Source organism: Pseudomonas sp. Ma2-10, assembly GCF_054330215.1.
Map to the genome: position 1 here is coordinate 1 of NZ_JBTEYL010000038.1, position 17,772 is coordinate 17,772.

General features: G+C 51.9%; 19 protein-coding genes and 1 pseudogene. 7 read left to right on the forward strand and 13 right to left on the reverse strand.

Features of this window, described 5'->3' with window-relative positions:
• Nucleotides 1-190: 190 nt before the first annotated feature.
• A pseudogene (locus tag ACXPVS_RS26220) lies at nt 191-343 on the forward strand (DUF6124 family protein); the annotation flags it as partial.
• A 159-nt stretch (nt 344-502) separates the two neighbouring features.
• Here the strand turns inward: ACXPVS_RS26220 and ACXPVS_RS26225 are convergent.
• Nucleotides 503-715, reverse strand: a complete 213-nt coding sequence (locus tag ACXPVS_RS26225; RefSeq protein ID WP_458512490.1) for a hypothetical protein — start codon at nt 713-715, stop codon at nt 503-505.
• Between the two features lie 306 nt (nt 716-1,021).
• Here ACXPVS_RS26225 and ACXPVS_RS26230 point away from each other — a divergent pair, with 306 nt between their 5' ends.
• Complete coding sequence (locus tag ACXPVS_RS26230; protein ID WP_458512491.1) at nt 1,022-1,477, forward strand: DUF2214 family protein; 456 nt, start codon at nt 1,022-1,024, stop codon at nt 1,475-1,477.
• A gap of 179 nt (nt 1,478-1,656) precedes the next feature.
• Here ACXPVS_RS26230 and csrA read toward each other — a convergent pair whose 3' ends face one another.
• Nucleotides 1,657-1,851 carry a carbon storage regulator CsrA gene (gene csrA, locus ACXPVS_RS26235; RefSeq protein WP_007938114.1) on the reverse strand — a complete coding sequence of 65 codons (195 nt, stop codon included), beginning with the start codon at nt 1,849-1,851 and terminating at the stop codon, nt 1,657-1,659.
• Between the two features lie 250 nt (nt 1,852-2,101).
• On the opposite strand from csrA, the gene ACXPVS_RS26240 reads away from it, so the two are divergent.
• The gene (locus tag ACXPVS_RS26240) at nt 2,102-2,467 is read left to right on the forward strand and encodes an SPOR domain-containing protein (protein WP_458512492.1); all 366 of its coding nucleotides are present in this window, start codon (nt 2,102-2,104) and stop codon (nt 2,465-2,467) included.
• Between the two features lie 303 nt (nt 2,468-2,770).
• Here ACXPVS_RS26240 and ACXPVS_RS26245 read toward each other — a convergent pair whose 3' ends face one another.
• The 11 genes from ACXPVS_RS26245 to ACXPVS_RS26295 all read right to left on the reverse strand — a co-directional run bounded on the left by ACXPVS_RS26245 (nt 2,771) and on the right by ACXPVS_RS26295 (nt 14,523).
• Complete coding sequence (locus ACXPVS_RS26245) at nt 2,771-4,357, reverse strand: sensor domain-containing diguanylate cyclase (protein ID WP_458512493.1); 1,587 nt, start codon at nt 4,355-4,357, stop codon at nt 2,771-2,773.
• A 480-nt stretch (nt 4,358-4,837) separates the two neighbouring features.
• A complete protein-coding gene (locus ACXPVS_RS26250; RefSeq protein ID WP_458512494.1) occupies nt 4,838-5,254 on the reverse strand; it encodes a DoxX family protein in 417 nt (138 codons plus the stop codon).
• Between the two features lie 55 nt (nt 5,255-5,309).
• On the reverse strand, nt 5,310-6,389 hold the full coding sequence (locus ACXPVS_RS26255) for an FAD-dependent oxidoreductase (protein ID WP_458512495.1): 1,080 nt from the start codon (nt 6,387-6,389) through the stop codon (nt 5,310-5,312).
• Entirely contained in the window at nt 6,386-8,575 is a 2,190-nt protein-coding gene (locus ACXPVS_RS26260; RefSeq protein ID WP_458512496.1) for an FAD-dependent oxidoreductase, read from the reverse strand. The genes ACXPVS_RS26255 and ACXPVS_RS26260 overlap by 4 nt, the downstream gene beginning before the upstream one ends.
• The gene (locus ACXPVS_RS26265; protein WP_458512497.1) at nt 8,572-9,498 is read right to left on the reverse strand and encodes a hypothetical protein; all 927 of its coding nucleotides are present in this window, start codon (nt 9,496-9,498) and stop codon (nt 8,572-8,574) included. The genes ACXPVS_RS26260 and ACXPVS_RS26265 overlap by 4 nt, the downstream gene beginning before the upstream one ends.
• 40 nt (nt 9,499-9,538) lie before the next feature.
• Nucleotides 9,539-10,936 (reverse strand): sodium:solute symporter family transporter, encoded by a 1,398-nt coding sequence (locus tag ACXPVS_RS26270; RefSeq protein WP_458512498.1) that lies wholly within the window; start codon nt 10,934-10,936, stop codon nt 9,539-9,541.
• 10 nt (nt 10,937-10,946) lie between these two features.
• Nucleotides 10,947-11,924: an arsenosugar biosynthesis radical SAM (seleno)protein ArsS gene (gene arsS, locus ACXPVS_RS26275; protein WP_458512499.1), complete on the reverse strand. Its 978-nt coding sequence runs from the start codon at nt 11,922-11,924 to the stop codon at nt 10,947-10,949.
• A gap of 175 nt (nt 11,925-12,099) precedes the next feature.
• Nucleotides 12,100-12,573, reverse strand: coding sequence for a DoxX family protein (locus tag ACXPVS_RS26280; protein ID WP_458512500.1), 474 nt, complete (start codon nt 12,571-12,573; stop codon nt 12,100-12,102).
• Nucleotides 12,574-12,607: 34 nt separating this feature from the next.
• Nucleotides 12,608-13,372, reverse strand: a complete 765-nt coding sequence (locus tag ACXPVS_RS26285; protein WP_458512501.1) for an HvfC/BufC family peptide modification chaperone — start codon at nt 13,370-13,372, stop codon at nt 12,608-12,610.
• Nucleotides 13,369-14,223, reverse strand: a complete 855-nt coding sequence (gene bufB, locus ACXPVS_RS26290) for an MNIO family bufferin maturase (RefSeq protein WP_458512502.1) — start codon at nt 14,221-14,223, stop codon at nt 13,369-13,371. The genes ACXPVS_RS26285 and bufB overlap by 4 nt, the downstream gene beginning before the upstream one ends.
• A 27-nt stretch (nt 14,224-14,250) precedes the next feature.
• Nucleotides 14,251-14,523: a BufA1 family periplasmic bufferin-type metallophore gene (locus tag ACXPVS_RS26295; RefSeq protein ID WP_401136922.1), complete on the reverse strand. Its 273-nt coding sequence runs from the start codon at nt 14,521-14,523 to the stop codon at nt 14,251-14,253.
• Between the two features lie 248 nt (nt 14,524-14,771).
• On the opposite strand from ACXPVS_RS26295, the gene ACXPVS_RS26300 reads away from it, so the two are divergent.
• From ACXPVS_RS26300 to ACXPVS_RS26315, 4 genes are all read left to right on the forward strand, one after another.
• Entirely contained in the window at nt 14,772-15,344 is a 573-nt protein-coding gene (locus ACXPVS_RS26300; protein WP_458512503.1) for a sigma-70 family RNA polymerase sigma factor, read from the forward strand.
• Nucleotides 15,341-15,982, forward strand: a complete 642-nt coding sequence (locus ACXPVS_RS26305; protein WP_458512504.1) for a DUF1109 domain-containing protein — start codon at nt 15,341-15,343, stop codon at nt 15,980-15,982. The genes ACXPVS_RS26300 and ACXPVS_RS26305 overlap by 4 nt, the downstream gene beginning before the upstream one ends.
• 95 nt (nt 15,983-16,077) lie before the next feature.
• A complete protein-coding gene (locus tag ACXPVS_RS26310) occupies nt 16,078-16,764 on the forward strand; it encodes a TIGR04282 family arsenosugar biosynthesis glycosyltransferase (RefSeq protein WP_458512505.1) in 687 nt (228 codons plus the stop codon).
• On the forward strand, nt 16,754-17,455 hold the full coding sequence (locus ACXPVS_RS26315) for a glycosyltransferase (RefSeq protein WP_458512506.1): 702 nt from the start codon (nt 16,754-16,756) through the stop codon (nt 17,453-17,455). The genes ACXPVS_RS26310 and ACXPVS_RS26315 overlap by 11 nt, the downstream gene beginning before the upstream one ends.
• The last annotated feature ends 317 nt before the right edge of the window (nt 17,456-17,772 follow it).

Below are 17,772 nucleotides of genomic sequence, written 5' to 3' on the forward strand. Positions count from 1 at the left end.
AAATCGGTCACGTTGTTAGCGAAATGAGCGGTCACGCGTTAGCGAAATGGTCGGTCACGATGTACCGAAACGGGCGGTCACGATGGGCCGAAATACGCATCAAGTGACTGAATCTCGGCCTTGGTGAGCGGCCATTCTGCCGTCGATACCGCCCCGAAAACCCAACACCATTTCCATCATCGATTTCGCGGTGGATGACCAAGCGTTGCTCGTCCTTGACTGTGAATCGTTGGCGTCGACCAGCGTTATGGCCAGTGATATCGCCGCCCAAATGAAAGGCCCGCAGCGAAAGACGATGCTGCTGCAACAGGTGATCATGATGGGTGAGTTAGCGGTCAATCCCGTACTGGATAACCACAAGCCTGGGCCGTCGCCAGGCACTGTAACGAGGGGGTTGCCCCCTCGTTACAAATGTTGCATGAACGAGCATGAATCACGACTGGCGAGGTTCATCTCAACAACGTCGGACCTGCGTGGTAGGTCCCACCAACTAGAACAAATCTTATCTGGCGTTCAACTTCTTCAGTTCTTCATAAGTCGCCGACTGTACAAACCAGAAGCCGGAGATGATGCACCACGTCAGAGTGCCGGTAACGAAAACGCCTGCCCCGGACCAGAAGCCCTGAACGAAGATCATGACCACTGCGGCGATCCAGATAACGGCCAGTGCGACGTACAGAACTACGTTGTTTACACCAATTACGAACTCTTTCACGTCTATTCCCTTTTTAATGATTGTCCTCTGACTCCTTGCGCAAGGGTCAGTGGGCGGCATGATAGGGAGATAGCTGGCTGTTCGCCAGTCATGTCACGGCCTGTTACTCAAATCGACCAATGAGCAAAATCATCTTTCAGCCCCCGCGCCGAAAAGAACAACTCAACGATACTTCACCTCATCCTCACTCGTGACGCCATACCACCCGCTATGTAACTGCATGAGCGACGTGCCTGGCAGGCAGATTTCCAGGTTCTGGACTACTACTGACAAGCCCATTTCCTTATCCCTGTCAGGAGTATCCCTATGTTGTCTCACTGGTTTCTTGCGGCGACCCACCTCTTGGCTGTTGCCTTGGGCCTCTGGGCGGTGTTCACCCGAGGGACGGGGTTAAGCCGTCTGGTCGTCGGTAAGGGGCAGGTTCGCAGCGTGCTGGTTGCCGATAACGTATGGGGCATCTGTGCGGGTATTTTACTGATCACAGGTTTGATGCGGGCCTTCGGTGGGTACGAAAAAGGCACCGACTATTACCTTCATCAGCCGTTGTTCCATCTGAAGATGACGCTGTTCGTGATCATTCTGCTGCTTGAAGTGGCACCTATGATCACCTTGATCAAGTGGCGGATCGCCTTGGGCAGGGGTGCTTCGATTGACCAGGGTCGAGCCAGGCTGTTTGCACGCATCAGCCATATCGAAGCGCTGTTGTTGATGTTGATGGTGATCGCGGCCACCGGCATGGCGCGCGGTGTGACCTTTGGCTAATAACGGCGTGATTCGTCGGGGTTAAAGCGAATAATCTGACAGCCACGGCATAGCCGAAGCCGGTAGCATTGGCTTCACGTCATGGGGGAGGAGGCGAGTGCTCAGCAAAATGCCGAGCATGAATCTTTAGCCAGCCATTGCGTTGTAACGAACGGGCTGGCTACTGACTGCAACAGGCTTCAGGGTGTCTGCGGTTTGTCTGGAGCGGTGAGGCCAGCCTGAATGCGCTGATAGATTTCTTCGCGATGAACCGCAACGTCTTTCGGGGCATTGATGCCAATTCTGACTTGCTGGCCGCTAACGCCCAGAATGGTGATCGTAATGTCATCACCAATATTTATGCTTTCACCGACTTTGCGGGTGAGTATCAGCATGGTCTTCTCCTTGATTGCTTTGTAGGGCACCTGATTCGGACAGTGCAGAGGTCGGTGGTATGTATAGATTAGTGCGAAGTCTCACGGTTTGGGTGCCTCTTTCTGACGCGCAGATGCTGCATTAATTCCCAGGGCGTAACTATACAGAGGCCGCAACCATCATTCTCGTTGTTTTCAGGCCATTTTGCGGCATTCGGGAAGTATTCATGGATGCTAAAATCGCCGCTTTAAGCATTCTGAGGGACGTGTTGTGCGCAAAATGGTCTTGGTAATCGCGGTACTGGCGCTGGCGGGATGCGGTGAGGGCAAGAGTGTTGAGGCACAAAAGCCGCAATCGGCAGCTGCGGCTGCACCTTTGGTGGTATCCGCGCCACAATGGGATCTCGAAGTTCGAGGCGAAACACCTCAGGCGGTCAGCGATTTGAGCGGCTGGCTGATTGAGCACAGTTTTGTTTCCAATATCGTCAAGGAAAATGGAAAGACCCGGATTCTGCTCGGGCCATTCAGTTCTAAAGCCGAGGCCGACGCCAAACAGACAGAAGTGCGCGCGGCGCTCACCCGGGCGAAAAAACAGAGCATCGAATTGCTGGTTGTCGAGCATCCAGTGATCCAGTAACGGGATCAAATACTGCGACCTTGGTGTCTAGTTCGACCAACGCGGCCAGGCCGTAGATGGACTTTCGAAAAACTACCGGCTTTGGGTAAATTTCAACGCTGACGCTGGGACGCATCACGGTGATGGGCTCCTGATGAAAATCGGGAGTACAGCATCATGTAGTCAACTATCCGCTTGGAATGTGGGGTTCGTGGAGCGGATACCAGGTGACTGCCATTCCTATCGCGACCGGTGAAAACGCAGGCTACATGAGAACCTTATTTGCGACGCGCGACACGAGTAAGCCCAGTATAGCTAGCATTGTTAATTCAGGTTTTTTGCGGTTTCCACTCGGTTTCTTCCGTTATGTTTTGCCTTGTAAAGCATCTCATCCGCAATTTTAAGTACCCCTTTGACGTCTCCAGTGTCACGGTTCCAACATGCCACACCTAGAGAGATAGTAATGTGACCTACTGTCTCAAATTTCATTTGCTCGACTTCTTTGCGAAGGCGTTTAGAAAATTCTTCAGCTGATTTGGAACTCAAGCTTGGTAACAATATTAGGAATTCCTCCCCGCCAACTCGGCAGACTACATCATCATCGCGTGAAAGCGTTTTCATTGTTTTTGCAAGAATAGACAGAACTTTGTCTCCTGCATCGTGTCCGTAAGTGTCATTGACGGATTTGAAATGATCGATGTCCAGAGACACGATGGCGAAATTTTCGTTTTCTGATTGCATAATGTCCAGGGCCATATCCAGTCCGCGTCGATTGTGAAGGCCGGTTAACGGGTCACTGTTGACATCCAAAAGCAGTTTATTAATTTTGTAATGTACTCGTTTGAAGCTGGATAGCAGCGCTCGCTTTATTTCATTGGATTCAAAGTACCAGGAACGAATTTTTTGGATGCGCTCGGCGGCAGCGGGTCGATCCATGTGCTGGGCGCTATCAGCAAGTTCCCGTAAGGGTCGAGTGATTTTCTTAGTGAACCACCATATTAATAATAGGATTAAAAATGTTAGAGGTAGCGTGTTAAGTAGAACCTTGATCATTAATCCATTCAGTGGCGCCAGGGTGGCTTGTGTTGGCCTCTGTGTGACGACCCCCCAACCGGTGCTCGATACTATGGCGTAACCAGCCAGCATATCGATTCCCTTACTATTTTGAAGGCGCATATTTCCCGTTTCGCCACGAGTTATTGCATCGACGGCTAGGTTTTTAATAACTTTCGTGCCTACCCGATCAGGACGTGGGTGATGTAATAGCTGTCTGTTATGGTCGACTACATACAGGTAAGAGCCGTCGCGATAGTAGTGCTCGCCAAGTAAGTTGTTGAGAATATTTTTTTGCTTTAAATAGATGCTGCCGCCAATATAGCCTAGGTATTGGCCTCTGTCGTCGATAACAGGGCTCGAAATAAAAATCAGCAGGTTGCCGGCTACCGAAATATAGGGTGAACTAATCAGTGGTCGCTTTTCATGTATGGCCTCTTTAGCTCCTGGGGACTCAATTGTTTTTCCAAGAATGTTAAGGGTGTCAGGGGAGGTGGCTAATACCTTCCCATTCATATCGACAAATACGACGGAGTTGAAACTATTCGTCTGCAAGCGCAGCCGATTGGCTTCGACCATCAAGACAGTTGTATTTTTGAAGTTTTTTGTAAGCTCTTTAGCGCTGTAGGCTAACTGTTGTTGCGCCGATCTTAAAAAATCATCAATGCTGTCGGCTAGTTTTCTAGAGTAAACGCGATTGCTCTCAAGAGTGTTGTCAATTAGCAGTTGATGCTGGACACCGTAGCTCGCATAAAACGTATTGAATTGGAACGTCAGCGCGCTGAGAAGAGCAAGCAACAGTATTAGGCGACGTAAATTCACACGAAAAAAAGGGGAGGTAATAATTTTGGAGGCCATTGAGCCAAATCCACGCTGAGAGGGCAGGGGTCATATTAGAGCATCTGTCTCTTTGTTTCTGTGTTTTGGGTTTTTTTTTACGCGGAGTGCCGTGATGCTACCGCTATAGGCCTCAATATGCGTGACCTGTGGGGGTAAGTATGGCTTCAGATTTTTATTGGCGATTTATCGGAAAATTGCGCTTTGAAGGATACAGAGCAGAAAAAATGTTTGTGAGCGAGGGTGTCTGCTGCTAAGGCTCCAGTGGTGCCCACTGAATGGGCACCACTTCCCTTTTTCAAAGGATTCAGGATGATGGGTTGCCCCGTCAATCATACAGGAGCTTTTTTTTGATTTTGACCTTGAGGCAATACTCTTAAATAGAGGGTCGGCATACTGCAACTCAGTCTTTTAGAAGTATCTAAGCTGCGGGACGTTTTGCTCGCGCTCTGTGCCGCTGAGCGTTTAAAACTAGCGTAAGTAGGAAGTGCTCGTATTAAGCTATGGTTGAAGTGGTTTGATTTTTTTATCTAAGGTGAAATGGTCAGCGTCACGAAATGCAATCAGCAATAAACTTCCTGCGAAGATGATCAGTGATGGGTAGAACAACGCATTGGATCCTTCGAAAACCCAACCCCATGGGTCTACGACTGATTTTATAACGACTAGAAGCGATGCGCCGTTGAATAGCACCTGTATGGGGTAAACCCAACGACGAGCAAAGCCAACAACGATCAGCAATCCAATGAGTATTTGAACTACTCCACCCAATTGCAGGATGCTTTCAGTTCCTAAACCAAAGTAATACTTGTTGGCCACCGCCACGCTGTGCCCTACGTTAACAATCTTATCTGCTCCCCATATGACCAGTAGCCAGCCAAGTGAAACTCTTAGTAATAGCAGTGTCAAATTTTTCATTACAGTACCTCGATGTTTGTATGTGGAATAAATTGTTTTATTAGCGCAATGACGGTCATCCTATGGTCGTTAGCTTGTTTATGAAGCTTTGATCAAGTCGATCTTTCCACCATCCAAATAAACGCCCCTGCGCTGTTATCCCCGCCCAACTCATTAATGCCCCGCCCTTACCATCTGCCAACAGTGCCAATGCGTGGCGTTGAGGCACAAAATTGCTGAGCTGTTGGTTTTCTAAAGCCGCCGCTAAATTCTTCGCGAGTAACGGCCCCTGGCGTACCGCATAAACACCGTTGCGCGGGCAATCAGGCAGGCTGGCACAATCACCGACGGCAAAAATGCGTTGATGGGATACGCTTTGAAGCGTTGGGCTAATCGCGACAAACCCGCGTTTATCATAAGCAAGCACTGCCTCTTTCAACCACGGCAGTGGTGCTGCTCCGGAGGCCAAAATAATTCGCTTGCCGCGCCAAACGATCTGCGATCCACATAGCAATGTATCGCCATGGACTGTATCGACTGCTGAACCCTCGATTAGCTCAACATTAGCACTCACGAGGCACCGGATTGCCTGAGCCCTCAGCCCTGGCGGATGCCCGGCCAGGATCTTTCCGGAACTGATTAGTGTTAATTCTGAAACGTGAGATGCAAGCGCAAGAGCGAGCTCAACCCCTGCGGCACCGCCACCCAGAATTGCTAAAGGTTCAGGAGTTTGCTGCCAAAGGTTCCAAGCACGGACGAGTCCCACGAAGGGCTTCACGGAAACTATCTCCAAATCGCAAGCTTCTCTGCGGAGTGGTGCTAGCGTTGATCCAACGTTTAGAGATAACCATTTGGCTGAATAAGCTCGTCCATCAGCAAGCTTCAAAAAGTTTGAGGCTGGATCAATGCCCGCTATTTCCCCTTGTATCAGTTCAATCCCTGCGCTAGCACAGAGTGCAGGTAGAGGTATTTGACATTGATCTGGCCGATACCTTCCCGCCAGCAAGCCCGGAAGCATTCCCGAGTACCAAGCCGATGCTCCATCGCTTATGAGAGCGATACGTCCGTGAGGCCGAGGAGCAGAAAGCCACTGGCGAAGCACCCCCAAATGGGCATGGCCAGCTCCTGCAAGCAGGAGGTCAAATTCCGCGATCAAGACGGTTTCTCGTCCGTATTGAAGCCAGACTCAATACGCTGGATGCCGCCGAGGCGCCATCGATGAAATTTTGAAAGCCAGCGCAGTGCTCCGATGGGGGCATGAGCACGCTTCCATTCTCCGGCAGCGTATTTGTTCGCTTCAGCCAAAGTAGGATAGATATGGATCGTGCCGAGTATTTTGTTCATGCCGTAGCCGTGTTTCATGGCCGCCACGTATTCGGTGATTAGATCACCTGCATGCTGCCCTACGATTGTTACGCCAAGGATCCGATCCTTGCCAGGTTCAGTCAGCACTTTGACGTAACCGTAGGCTGCGTCATCAGCGATAGCCCTATCTAGATCATCAATGCCAAAGCGGGTGACTTCGTAGGCAATGTCTTGGGAATTAGCTTCTTGCTCATTCAAACCAACACGTGCCACTTCTGGGTCAGTGAACGTTGCCCAAGGAATCACCCGGTAGTCAACTTTAAATTGCTTAAAGCCCCTAAACAGTCCATTCACTGCGGCATACCAGGCTTGGTGCGCTGACGTGTGGGTGAACTGATAAGGCCCCGTGACATCCCCTACAGCAAATATATTGGGGAAGCGCGTTGCCAAGTATTCGTCGGTACTCAGAGTGCCATTGCCGCGCACCTCCAGAGCAAGCTCTTCAGCGCCGAAATCTTTTACATTAGCGACCCGGCCTAAGGCCAAAAGCACTTGATCGAAAAGTATTGTCACTTCGCTGTTGTCCGTGAGATTTAGGCAAATCAGCTGCTGCTGGCCTTCAAGCACCTCAAAACGTATAGCCTTATGCTGCACCCTAATATCGACACCATCTGCCCTGAGGCTTGTCATAACGATGTCACTCGCATCGACATCTTCACGGATCAATAGTCGCTCAACCATCTCGACTTGGGTCACAGCACTTCCAAGACGCTGGAATGCTTGTGCCAACTCACAACCGATGGGCCCACCTCCCAGGACAAGTAATCGCTTTGGTTGTTCGCGCAATGCCCATATGTTGTCCGAGGTAAGAGGAGCGATGAGCTCAATACCTTCAATCTTGGGTATTAATGGACGGGCTCCAGTGGCGACAATGATGGATCGAGTGCTTAGGGCTTTACCATTGACCTCGACTGTCCAGGGAGAGGTGATCCTCGCTTCTCCCTCAATGACTTCTACGCCAAGCTCGGTGTAACGGTCGATGGAGTCATGTGGCTCGATTTCCGACACCACGCGCTGAATACGTTGCATGACTGCCGCGAAATCAACCTCGCCGGTCACGGACTTAAAGCCCAGGCTTTCGGCTTTTTTAAGTTCGTGGGCAAATTTGGCAGATCGGATGAGTGCTTTAGAAGGAACGCACCCCGTGTTCAGGCAGTCGCCCCCCATCTTGTGCTTTTCGATCAACGTGACATTTGCTTTCACTGCTGCCGCTATGTAAGCAGAGACCAAGCCACCGGAACCCGCACCAATAACCACCACGTTACGATCAAACCGTTTGGGTTTCTTCCAACCTGAATACACCTTCCGAGCCTTGAACCAATCCAGAACCTTGCGAGATAAAAGCGGGAGCAATCCAAGCAGTAGGAACGAACCGATCAGACTTGGCGAGAGGATGCCAGCCAATGAGTTGAGTTGACCCAGTTCGCGACCGGCATTCACGTAAACCAGCGTGCCGGGTAGCATGCCCAACTGACTGACCCACCAGAATGTGCGTACAGGCAACTTGGTCAACCCCATAGCCAGGTTGATCAGTACGAAGGGGAAGATGGGCACCAATCGCAAGGCAAACAAGAAAGATGTGCCTTCACGGTCAACCCCTTGGTTTATTCCCACCAGGCGCTTACTGAACTTGGCTTGTACCCAATCTCGCAGAACAAAACGACTGATCAGCATGGCCAGTGTGGCCCCAAGCGTAGATGCAAAAGACGCCAGAAGCGTACCGCCGAATAAGCCAAATAATGCGCCACCAAGCAGCGTCATCAGAGCCGCACCGGGTAGCGAAAGAGCTGTCACCAAAACGTATATAAAGAAATACGCCCCCCCAATAAGCCAAGGGTTGGCAGCCACTTGATCACTGAACGCTTCCTGCTGGGTTTTGAGGTGTGTCAGATCGAGATACTGGCCTAGATCGAAAATAAAAAATGAAGTGATCAGAGCAGCTATCACTACCAAAAGTATGAGTTTACGAACGTTCATGGGAGTGGATCCTTTAGCGCAGGAACTGAACATTCCTGAAAGCCGCCCAGCAATGCTGATAGTGGAAGATCGTCAGTTCCGTTGAGCAAACGATCACGATAAGAAAGCGCTGCCGGGCTCTGTGAGGACCACTGCCGGTCGAAGTCTTGGAGAAAGGCCTCATGGTCGTATTCAAGCGAGATCGCTTCGACATAGAGCCCGAGCAGTTGGGCGCGATAAAGCGCCTGGGGATGTGGTGTGGAAGCTATCCGTGTAACAAGTCCTTTGCGTTCTCCGCTGAAGTTAGGAATGCCGGCAGAACCGTTATTGATTACCGCCCCAGAACTCCAGTTTAAGGCAGCGGGAGAGCCGGTGTGACTGGTGGCGAAGACATCGATTTTTCGTTCCGCCATCCAATCCGCCAATTCCTTTTGGCGATCAACTAATCTTAATGCCTCGCGTGAGCACTGCCAGCCGGCAATCGAGCGCTCATCGCCATGGCTGATGGCGACTGTACGCCCGGCGACTTCGACCAGCGCATGGGCAGGACGCAATGCAAGTGAAGCCCTCAATGAAGGAAGAGTAGCGAAGGCCTCACACAGTAATTCATGGATAGCGTTAGACCGCTCGACCGTGAGTTCTGATACCTCCTGCGGATAGGCACACCCGCATCCTGAACCGCTGTCTTCTGCGCGAACTAACTCAGTTTCGACGTTACCGCGAAGAAGAACATGAGGGGTAACGCGATTCTCGAGCCTGTAAAAAATGTCTGGATCACGATCAAACCAGTGCAAGTCTCCGTTGAATACAGCACGAGCCTCTGGCTCATCGGCTAGTAACATTTCCAGTGCTTCTAACGCATGAGTGTTTCCGTAAAGGCCACCCACGACGTAAAGCGTTTTGCAGCCAAACTGTGCTGGGCCGTTGAATGCCGTGGTCGGCAACCTGTAGTCCAGAGGGCAGTCGCGGCCGGGTCGCATGAGTTTACTGGACCGACTCATATCGCGACCTCTTAGCTAGGTAACCTGGGATCAAATAGCTCAATATGCATAGCGCTAATCCGTAAAGGTTGGTACCCAACAGCAGGGCATATTTCCCGTCACCGATAGCCCAGCTTTGAGGTATCCAGCCCAACGTAAGTGCGATGCCTAGAGCAATACCGCACCAGAAACTCAGATGGAATCCCAAGCGAGTCGGAGTCACCACTCCATGTAAAACGAACACTGGCGCGAGACCGATAACCATCGTGCCACTCAGGGTTGTTGCTTTAAGAATGTCGGTTCCGGTGAGCATAGGAATGTTGCCCAAGACGGCGAACATCACCATCGCAATCATTCCCACGCCGATTGCCTTCTTGCCTAGGTCACGACCGGCTAACAGCGGCAGCTCTCGACCCACTAACTTGGCCAGGCTCGAAAAAGTGGAGTCGAGAGTGGAACCTGCTGCGGAGACCATTACGACGGTCATCACCATCAGAGCGACTACCCCCATGGATTTCGCCAGTGCCGCTGGGACGTTATCGGAAACACCTATTCCGGTTAGGGTGGTGTGTACGCCAATCAAACTGAACGCAAGAATGGCAACAAAACCCAGCAGGCCGGCAACGAAGAAAGACCTACGCATCGTTCGTTCTTCGCTGATGAAGCCACGATCCGTCAGGACGGGATCATGAAACGGATAACTGAATATTTGGAGCCCTGCGACCAGTAATAAATCAACACCAGAGCTCATCGCCCAATGACTGGTACTCATCAACTCTTTGGTGCTGTGCTGCGGTAAAACCAAGCCAAGCACCCAGACAAGGGCAATCAAGAAAACTCCTGCTTGGGCTGCGTCGGTCATGATTGAACTGCGAAGTCCACCACGCAGGCTGTAAGCCAGCGTCACCACGGTGAACAACGAGGCGGATACGATAAACTCAGTGCTGCCGGACGCACCGTAATAGCCACCAACCACTGCGGTGTTGCTCCAGACCTCGTTAAAGAGCCTGATCAGAATCGCCGCGCTGAAAGCCAGTGCCGCAGATCGACCGTAATGGGTGGTCAGAAAACTGACCAGTCCCGTCGCTCCAAAACGTCGGCGCAGCCTGAATATGACTAAACCTGCCAGCGGGATCGAAAGCCAATACGTGGCATAAGCCAGGCCACCAATCAATCCATAGCTTGCGCCCAAGTTGGCAGCGTTCGTCACCGACTTGGCGAAAATCCAGCTGATAAAAATACTCGATGTCACTAACCAGGGAGCCGCGCTACGACCTTGGGAGTCTTCGCCATGGAAGAAGCCCCCCAGGGTTACAGCACGAGGTGACAATGCGTACATGATGAGGCCGTAAAACAGTAAAAACCCCCAGAAAAACACACCCAACAGGCTATTCGGCTCCATTGACCTCTCCTTAACCCTTCAATGCGCCATCACAACTCGAACCCTGACCAGCTGTGCACGCAAAGCAGTGATCTCGGGTGCTTATTAGGTTATTTTCCAGGCTCGAAGATTCGAGCAAATCACGTAGATGAGGCCGGTCACGGCCAATCAGATTAGGCATGAGCATCGGCAGGTCTAGCATTTGATTGAAGTCGCAGTCGTAGAGGTAACCTTGCCAGTCGACGCTGACCAAATTCCGGCACATGACGGCATCCAGATTCTCGGGTCGATAGCTGTCTCTGAGCAGTTGCATGTAATTATTGAACTGCCCCTTGCTAACGAGTGTGCTTCCAAATCGGGCAATGGGTTGGTTGGTAATAGTCAGGAGATGGTTGAACTGAATGCCAAAATCTTCAGCCAGGTGAGCTTTGTAATCAATCTCGAGCTGAGCCTGCGGCGGGGGCAAATTTGCGCCTTGAGGGTTGTAAACAAGATTCAGGATTAAGCCGGTTTCGGAAATACCGTACCCGAGATTGTTGAGCTTCTTGAGACCTTCAATACTGGCGTCGAATACCCCATCACCTCGTTGCTTGTCGACATTCTCACGGGAGTAGCAAGGCAGAGATGCAGTCACCTCAACTCCTTGCTCTGCCAGGAACTCCGCTAAGCCTTCATACCCGGGCTCACTGAGAATCGTTAAGTTACAGCGGTCAATGACACGCAACCCTTCTCGCCGAGCATGGACAACGATTTCTTTGAAGCGGGGATGCATTTCAGGAGCGCCCCCTGTCAGGTCGAGGGTCTTCACTGGATGGGCGTCAATAACTTGATGCAACAGCGCCAGACTTTCATCCGTCATGGATTCCGTGCGAGTCGGGCCTGCATTGACATGGCAATGCAGGCAACGCTGGTTGCAAAGGTAGGTGAGGTTGATCTGCAAGGCTTCCAGATGCCCTCGGCGGAGGGGCGGAAAGCTCAAGGTATTCAGAAGCGGTAACATTGCGTGCATGGCGATAGGTACTCTACCCACTTGCTGACTATTGGGTTTTTCAGTCCGTAAGCCAGGAAAATTTATGTATTTCAGTATTGAACGTCGACGCTAGAAGCCTGTTATCTGTCAGAAAAAATATTGGTTTTGATTCATCACGCGCCCCGACAGCCAGTGCGTGGACAAGGTGCAAGCATCATTTGATGCCCAGTGGTCGATCCAGCGACATCGCACCACCACCGCGGGCGACGATGAGTAATAGCAAGCCTGCCCAGGAAAGGTGTGTTGGCCAGGCATCGGGATAGACAAACACCTGAATTACAAAAGTCATACCCAGTAATGCAAAAGCAGATAGTCGTGAAAACAGGCCCAGGACAAGAAGCAGTGGAAACAAATGCTCACTGTAGGTCGCGAGATGCGCGGCCAGTTGGGGAGAGATCAGTGGCAGTGCGTATTCGGTGCGGAACAACTCATAGGTACTGGGTGTGATCGTCAAAAATCCACTGACTTTGGTGCGTCCTGACATAAAGAACATGGCGGCGATGGATAGACGAGCTATTAGCACCAATAGCGAGTCACCAATCATCAGGCCAAGTCGATCTGCAATGCGGTTCCACATGCCGCGCAAAGATTTATCGGCTGTGGACGAAGTATTTCGTGTTGCGTCCATGATGTGCTCCGTTGGTTAAGTCGGTGTTAAGTCTTCAGGAAGCGCTATGGGTGTTTACAGCGACGAACGCGTCGGCACTCAACAAGCGGGCAATGAGGTCAGCTACATCTAAATCAGGCTGAACCTCAAGCGCTTTTCCTGCGGCTAGTTCTAGCGGCAAGTGCGCCGCGCAGGCGTCCAGAAACGTGCAATCGGCAGCACTGGCTGCCGCCCAACAAACCCGGCCCTGCTTGCGCGTCAGAAGCGCTCCTTCGCCGCGCCAGTCGAGTTCGTCAGGCATATCGCGCTGTTCGCGATTGAAGCGCCAGATGGTGTAGGCCGGGTGGTCTGGGAACCAGGCCCAACGGGACGCTGCTCTCAATATGAGCTGGCTACGGGACAACTCCTTTTGAGACAGGCTCGCTAACGCGCTCGGATTAATGTCGGGTTCATCTTTAGCGCAATGGACTTCTGTCCAGAGTAGATCCAGGCGCGCGACGTCACCCAGATAAGACATTTCTCGCGCATGCTCAAAGGCGTCGAGAAAATCCGGAAAGTCAGTGCCGTAGTGCAGCAACCGGGAATCCGTCGGGGGAGACTGCCGGGCATAGATCGCTGCGGCAGCCTTGAGCCAGTCTGTCCCGACCAAACGCTCTATGGTGGGAAAGTTCGCGAGTAATGCGTCCGTGGCTCCTTTCAATACAGTATTGCGGTACACCAAAAAACCAGGCTGTTCGATCAGAGCAGTCATTTCAGTCGAGTCACGCCCATATAGCGCATCGACGAATGCATCCTGAAAGCTTTCCAGTGATGTGTTCATATCGTCACTGCCGATGGTCGCTGCTTACCGATGTTCAACAGAGTCTGTGCCCTGTCTCTTTCAGCCAGCAAGACGTCGAATCCTGGGATATGGTCGTCGCGCTCGATCAACGTCGGGCGCATGCCGATCCGTTCGATAACGCGTTGATACAGCGACCAGACGTCATCTGCGATTGGAGCATCGTGCGTGTCTATCAGCAGGCGTGTATCCCCTGGATCCACTGCGTGGCCCGCCAAATGGATTTCCACAATCGCCTTGGCCGGGAAGGCATCCAGATACGTCGCGGCATCAAAGCCCAGGTTATGCGCGCTGATATGCACGTTATTGACATCCAGCAGCAACCCGCAGCCAGTTCTCACGCTCAGCTCGGTCAAAAAATCGAGTTCGCTGAATTCATGACCATCCAGGTTTAGGTAATGAGTGGGGTTTTCAATTGCGATATGACGCCCCAAGGCGTCTTGTGTCCGTTGGATATTGCTTACGATGCGTTGCAATGCCTCGACCGTGCGAGGGAATGGCAGAAGGTCAGGATGATACTGACCACGCCATGCTGACCAGGCCAGGTGTTCGGAAATCAATGCAGGTTGAACGTGATCTGCCAGCGCTTTAAGGCGCTTCAAATGGTTTTCGTCCGGCGGACAGTCGGCAGCAAGCGAAAGTGAAACGCCGTGCAGCGACAGCGGGTGTTGACTCCCGATTGCCTCCAGCCATGCGAGACGAGGGCCACCACCTACCATGTAGTTTTCCGGATGGACTTCGAACCAGAGACCCTCTGCCCTGCAGTCGAGTGCATCTGGGTAATGATTCGATTTCAGGCCGAGTCCGGCCCCCATCTGGCGTTCAGTTTTCATGGTTGGCGTGCCCCCGTGCTATCACGATTACTTAGATTCGAGCGAGCCCATGCCTTTTGGCGTCTTGATGGAGGTACAAGTACCTGCAGGGACGTTTTTCCAGGCATTAGCCTGGTAGTCTACTTTTGCGGTGCCAGCACACGTAGTACCTGCGCCCGCCTTGCAATCGTTATGGCCGGCCATCGCGACGCCGTAACATTTCTCCATAGCGCCTGCGGCAGCAGGAGTCTCTGCAGCCATAGCACCTGCTGCGAATGTAGAGAAGGCAACAGCGAAGGCGGCAAGTTTGAGATTGTTCATGGTTGTATCTCCAAAGGAAAGAGGTTGGTCGTCGCATCAGCGTTTGAGCGCTGTGCTTGCGATCCAAAAGGTAGTTCGATGGTTTTTCCCATTCGGTTACAGCGACCGTAAAATATTTCTCAAACCTGTAAAACTGATTCGCTAGTTACCTTATGCCGATAACCGCATGTAAAATCCGTTGCCCGTCACTGAGGCTGGCTTCATGCAGGAGCGAGATTTTTTTACCTTTCGTGTAACCAGAGCGAACGATGGAACGAACTACACATAACGACGTATTGCGCAGTCGAGAGCTCCACCTTCAGGCTCTATTTGTCGCAGGTCTGGACGGAGATGAGCGCTCTTATCGAACGTTTTTATCGGAGTTAAGTGGTCACCTTCGTGGTTTTTTACGCTCGAGACTTCAGCAGCGACCTGGTGAAGTCGAGGATTTGCTGCAAGAGGTTTTGCTGGCCGTTCATAATGCGCGCCAGACCTATCGGATAGACCAACCGCTGACGGCGTGGGTTTTTGCCATTGCGCGTTACAAGCTCATCGATTTTCTCCGAGGAAGGTCACGTCACGACGTGTTTAACGATTCCCTCGACGATGCGGCAGAGCTATTTGCCGAGCCACATCTTGAACCTGCGCAGGCCAGTCGCGACTTAGGCCGGTTGCTTGAGCAGCTACCTGAGCGTCAGCGTCTACCTATCGTGCACGTAAAAATAGAAGGGCTGTCTGTTACTGAAACCGCTCAAATGACGGGCTTGTCTGAGTCTGCGGTGAAAATAGGCATACACCGTGGGCTTAAAGCACTGGCATTAAGAGTTAGAGGTACACGATGAATACTGATGATTTTATTTCCCTGCTTGCGTTGGGCGTGACCCCGATTGACCGCAGGACGCTCGCTAAGCGATTCAGCGGCGCGGTGCTGGCCGGCCTCTTCGGCGCAACTTTGCTGGTAATAGCAATAATGGGCGTTCGGCCAGACTTGGGCCAAGCCATGGCCACACCGATTTTTTGGGCGAAGATCGCCTTTCCGCTCTGCTTGATGATCGGTGCGCTGAGCATGGTAATGAGGTTGGCTAGACCCGGAATAGCCTCGGGCCCCGGTAAAGTTCTGATCGTTGCCGCAGTCGCTTCGGTGTGGGTCGCCTCTATCTATGTCCTCTTGGCGGCCCCGCCTGACGACCGCGTGGCGATCATCCTCGGGGAGACCTGGAAAGTATGCGTGCTCAATATCACCATGCTGTCAATTCCGGGGTTTGTCGCTGTGTTTTGGGCGCTAAACGGTCTCGCACCCACCAACCTGACGCTGTCAGGTGCTTGCGGTGGATTGCTAGCAGGCTCAATGGCAACGATTGCTTACTCCTTTCGCTGCCCCGAGATGCAGATACCATTTTGGGGCGTGTGGTACTTGTTGGGCATGCTGGTGCCGACCGTATTAGGCGCATTACTCGGTCGACGCTGGCTGCGCTGGTAGCAGATCGTGAGCATCACCCGTGCTGGTCAGAGATATCTACCAACACCATCAGCTCAGGCGATGCGTGATACCGGACGAATATTGGGATCAAGCAGATGAACTCGCTGAACAATCATGATCCATGCCTGGTACTGCTTTGTAAGCGACCTGCGTTGGGCCACTCAAAACAGCGGCTGGCAGAGGGCGTTGGTAAGGAACGCGCCCTGGTTATCGCTCAGTTGCTTCTCGATTGCGCAATAGAAGATCTTTTAGTCTTCTCGGGCCCTAGAGCTTTGGCTCCTGATCAAGCACAACACCAGCAATGGGGGCAGGCTCTGTGCGAGAACGCAGTCTGCATTCCACAGAATGAGGGAAACCTCGGTGAGCGCTTGAATGCATTGGATATGCAACTCCGTAACTTGGGTCACCAGTACCTGGTTTACATAGGAAGCGACTGTCCATTGTTAGGCCCTGACGACTATCAACGTGTGAACGAGCAACTTCAGCACTCAGATACAGTGCTCATGATGGCGCAAGATGGGGGCGTTGTTCTTATGGCTTCCCGTAAGCCTTGGCCGCCCTTGAGCGCATTGCCTTGGAGCACTCAGCATCTCGGTCAAGCGCTTGTCGAATGTTGTCGGAGTTCGGGCCACTCGGTTTCACTGGCGGGTGAGTTATTCGACGTCGACCTCCACGACGACCTAAAACCCTTGCTAGAGGCATTGGCTGACGATGCACGTCCTGCGAGATTAAAACTGAAAAACGCGGTGTCAGATCTACTGGAAGCATCAGATGCAAAATAAAGGCTCTGTCAGCGTTATCGTGCCTTGCTGGAATGACGAAGCTGCGCTTGAAAAGCTGCTCAGTCATTTAAATCTAATGGCAAAAAATGAGCGTGATTCACTACAGCTGATCGTGGTTGATGCGGCCCAAAGCGCGAGCTGTCTAGACATTTGTCAGCGCCATGGTTCGCTTTGGGTACCTGCATCACCCTGCCGAGGTGAGCAGCTTCGCTTGGGGGCAAGCCACGCAGTTCATTCGATTCTCTGGTTTTTGCATGCTGACGCCCATCTGACGTGTAATTGCCTGCCTGCTATCCGTGATGCAATCAACTCTGGTGCATCGGGAGGCTATTTCGCATTCAGATTTTTCAATGCCAGTTGCTGGCAAAGCAGGTTTTTAGAAAAACTGATCAATGTGCGTACCCGTTTTGGGATTCCTTACGGCGACCAGGGATTATTTTTTCAGCGCGATATCTATCTGTCGTCCGGCCAGCATGATGCGTCACCGTTATTTGAAGAAGTCAAACTTGTGAAGCGCGTCCGCGACCAAGGTCGATTCGTAGAGCTGAGTCGTGGTGTGGGGGTTGATGCCAGGCGTTGGCAGCGCGATGGCTGGTGGCGTCGTTCATTTCGTAATCGGTTGCTCGCGACAGCTTATTGCATAGGGGTCCCTGCTTCTCGATTAGCCGCTATTTATAGTTCACGAAAATAACCACTTCGTCCGGTTTAACCAGATCCTGTATGGGTCAGTTTTCAACCAGCGCCAACACCCAGGCTGGCTGATAGACCCAAATACCGACAGCGCGAGATCCTTGAGCGCTTCGACAAGCTCGCAAAAGGTTTTGCGGTGATGGTCTCATCGGCCTGTGTCATGCTTCAAAATTATGGCGAGATAGGAAAAGCAATCTTGGCTCCCTTATCTATTCGGTTACGGCAGCATGGAAGACATCCCGTTGCTAGGGCTCGAAAACCTACTGGCATGTTTCTCGAGTGCTGTAAATTTCCGTCTTACAATACGAGCCTTGATGC

Excerpts from the sequence above, each read along its gene's own strand:
- ACXPVS_RS26230 (WP_458512491.1), top strand. The coding sequence starts at position 1,022 with ATGTTGTCTCACTGGTTTCTTGCGGCGACCCACCTCTTGGCTGTTGCC.
- csrA (WP_007938114.1), bottom strand. The coding sequence starts at position 1,851 with ATGCTGATACTCACCCGCAAAGTCGGTGAAAGCATAAATATTGGTGAT.
- ACXPVS_RS26245 (WP_458512493.1), bottom strand. The coding sequence starts at position 4,357 with ATGGCCTCCAAAATTATTACCTCCCCTTTTTTTCGTGTGAATTTACGT.
- ACXPVS_RS26250 (WP_458512494.1), bottom strand. The coding sequence starts at position 5,254 with ATGAAAAATTTGACACTGCTATTACTAAGAGTTTCACTTGGCTGGCTA.
- ACXPVS_RS26260 (WP_458512496.1), bottom strand. The coding sequence starts at position 8,575 with ATGAACGTTCGTAAACTCATACTTTTGGTAGTGATAGCTGCTCTGATC.
- ACXPVS_RS26270 (WP_458512498.1), bottom strand. The coding sequence starts at position 10,936 with ATGGAGCCGAATAGCCTGTTGGGTGTGTTTTTCTGGGGGTTTTTACTG.
- arsS (WP_458512499.1), bottom strand. The coding sequence starts at position 11,924 with ATGCACGCAATGTTACCGCTTCTGAATACCTTGAGCTTTCCGCCCCTC.
- ACXPVS_RS26280 (WP_458512500.1), bottom strand. The coding sequence starts at position 12,573 with ATGGACGCAACACGAAATACTTCGTCCACAGCCGATAAATCTTTGCGC.
- ACXPVS_RS26285 (WP_458512501.1), bottom strand. The coding sequence starts at position 13,372 with ATGAACACATCACTGGAAAGCTTTCAGGATGCATTCGTCGATGCGCTA.
- bufB (WP_458512502.1), bottom strand. The coding sequence starts at position 14,223 with ATGAAAACTGAACGCCAGATGGGGGCCGGACTCGGCCTGAAATCGAAT.
- ACXPVS_RS26295 (WP_401136922.1), bottom strand. The coding sequence starts at position 14,523 with ATGAACAATCTCAAACTTGCCGCCTTCGCTGTTGCCTTCTCTACATTC.
- ACXPVS_RS26300 (WP_458512503.1), top strand. The coding sequence starts at position 14,772 with ATGGAACGAACTACACATAACGACGTATTGCGCAGTCGAGAGCTCCAC.
- ACXPVS_RS26305 (WP_458512504.1), top strand. The coding sequence starts at position 15,341 with ATGAATACTGATGATTTTATTTCCCTGCTTGCGTTGGGCGTGACCCCG.
- ACXPVS_RS26310 (WP_458512505.1), top strand. The coding sequence starts at position 16,078 with ATGAACTCGCTGAACAATCATGATCCATGCCTGGTACTGCTTTGTAAG.
- ACXPVS_RS26315 (WP_458512506.1), top strand. The coding sequence starts at position 16,754 with ATGCAAAATAAAGGCTCTGTCAGCGTTATCGTGCCTTGCTGGAATGAC.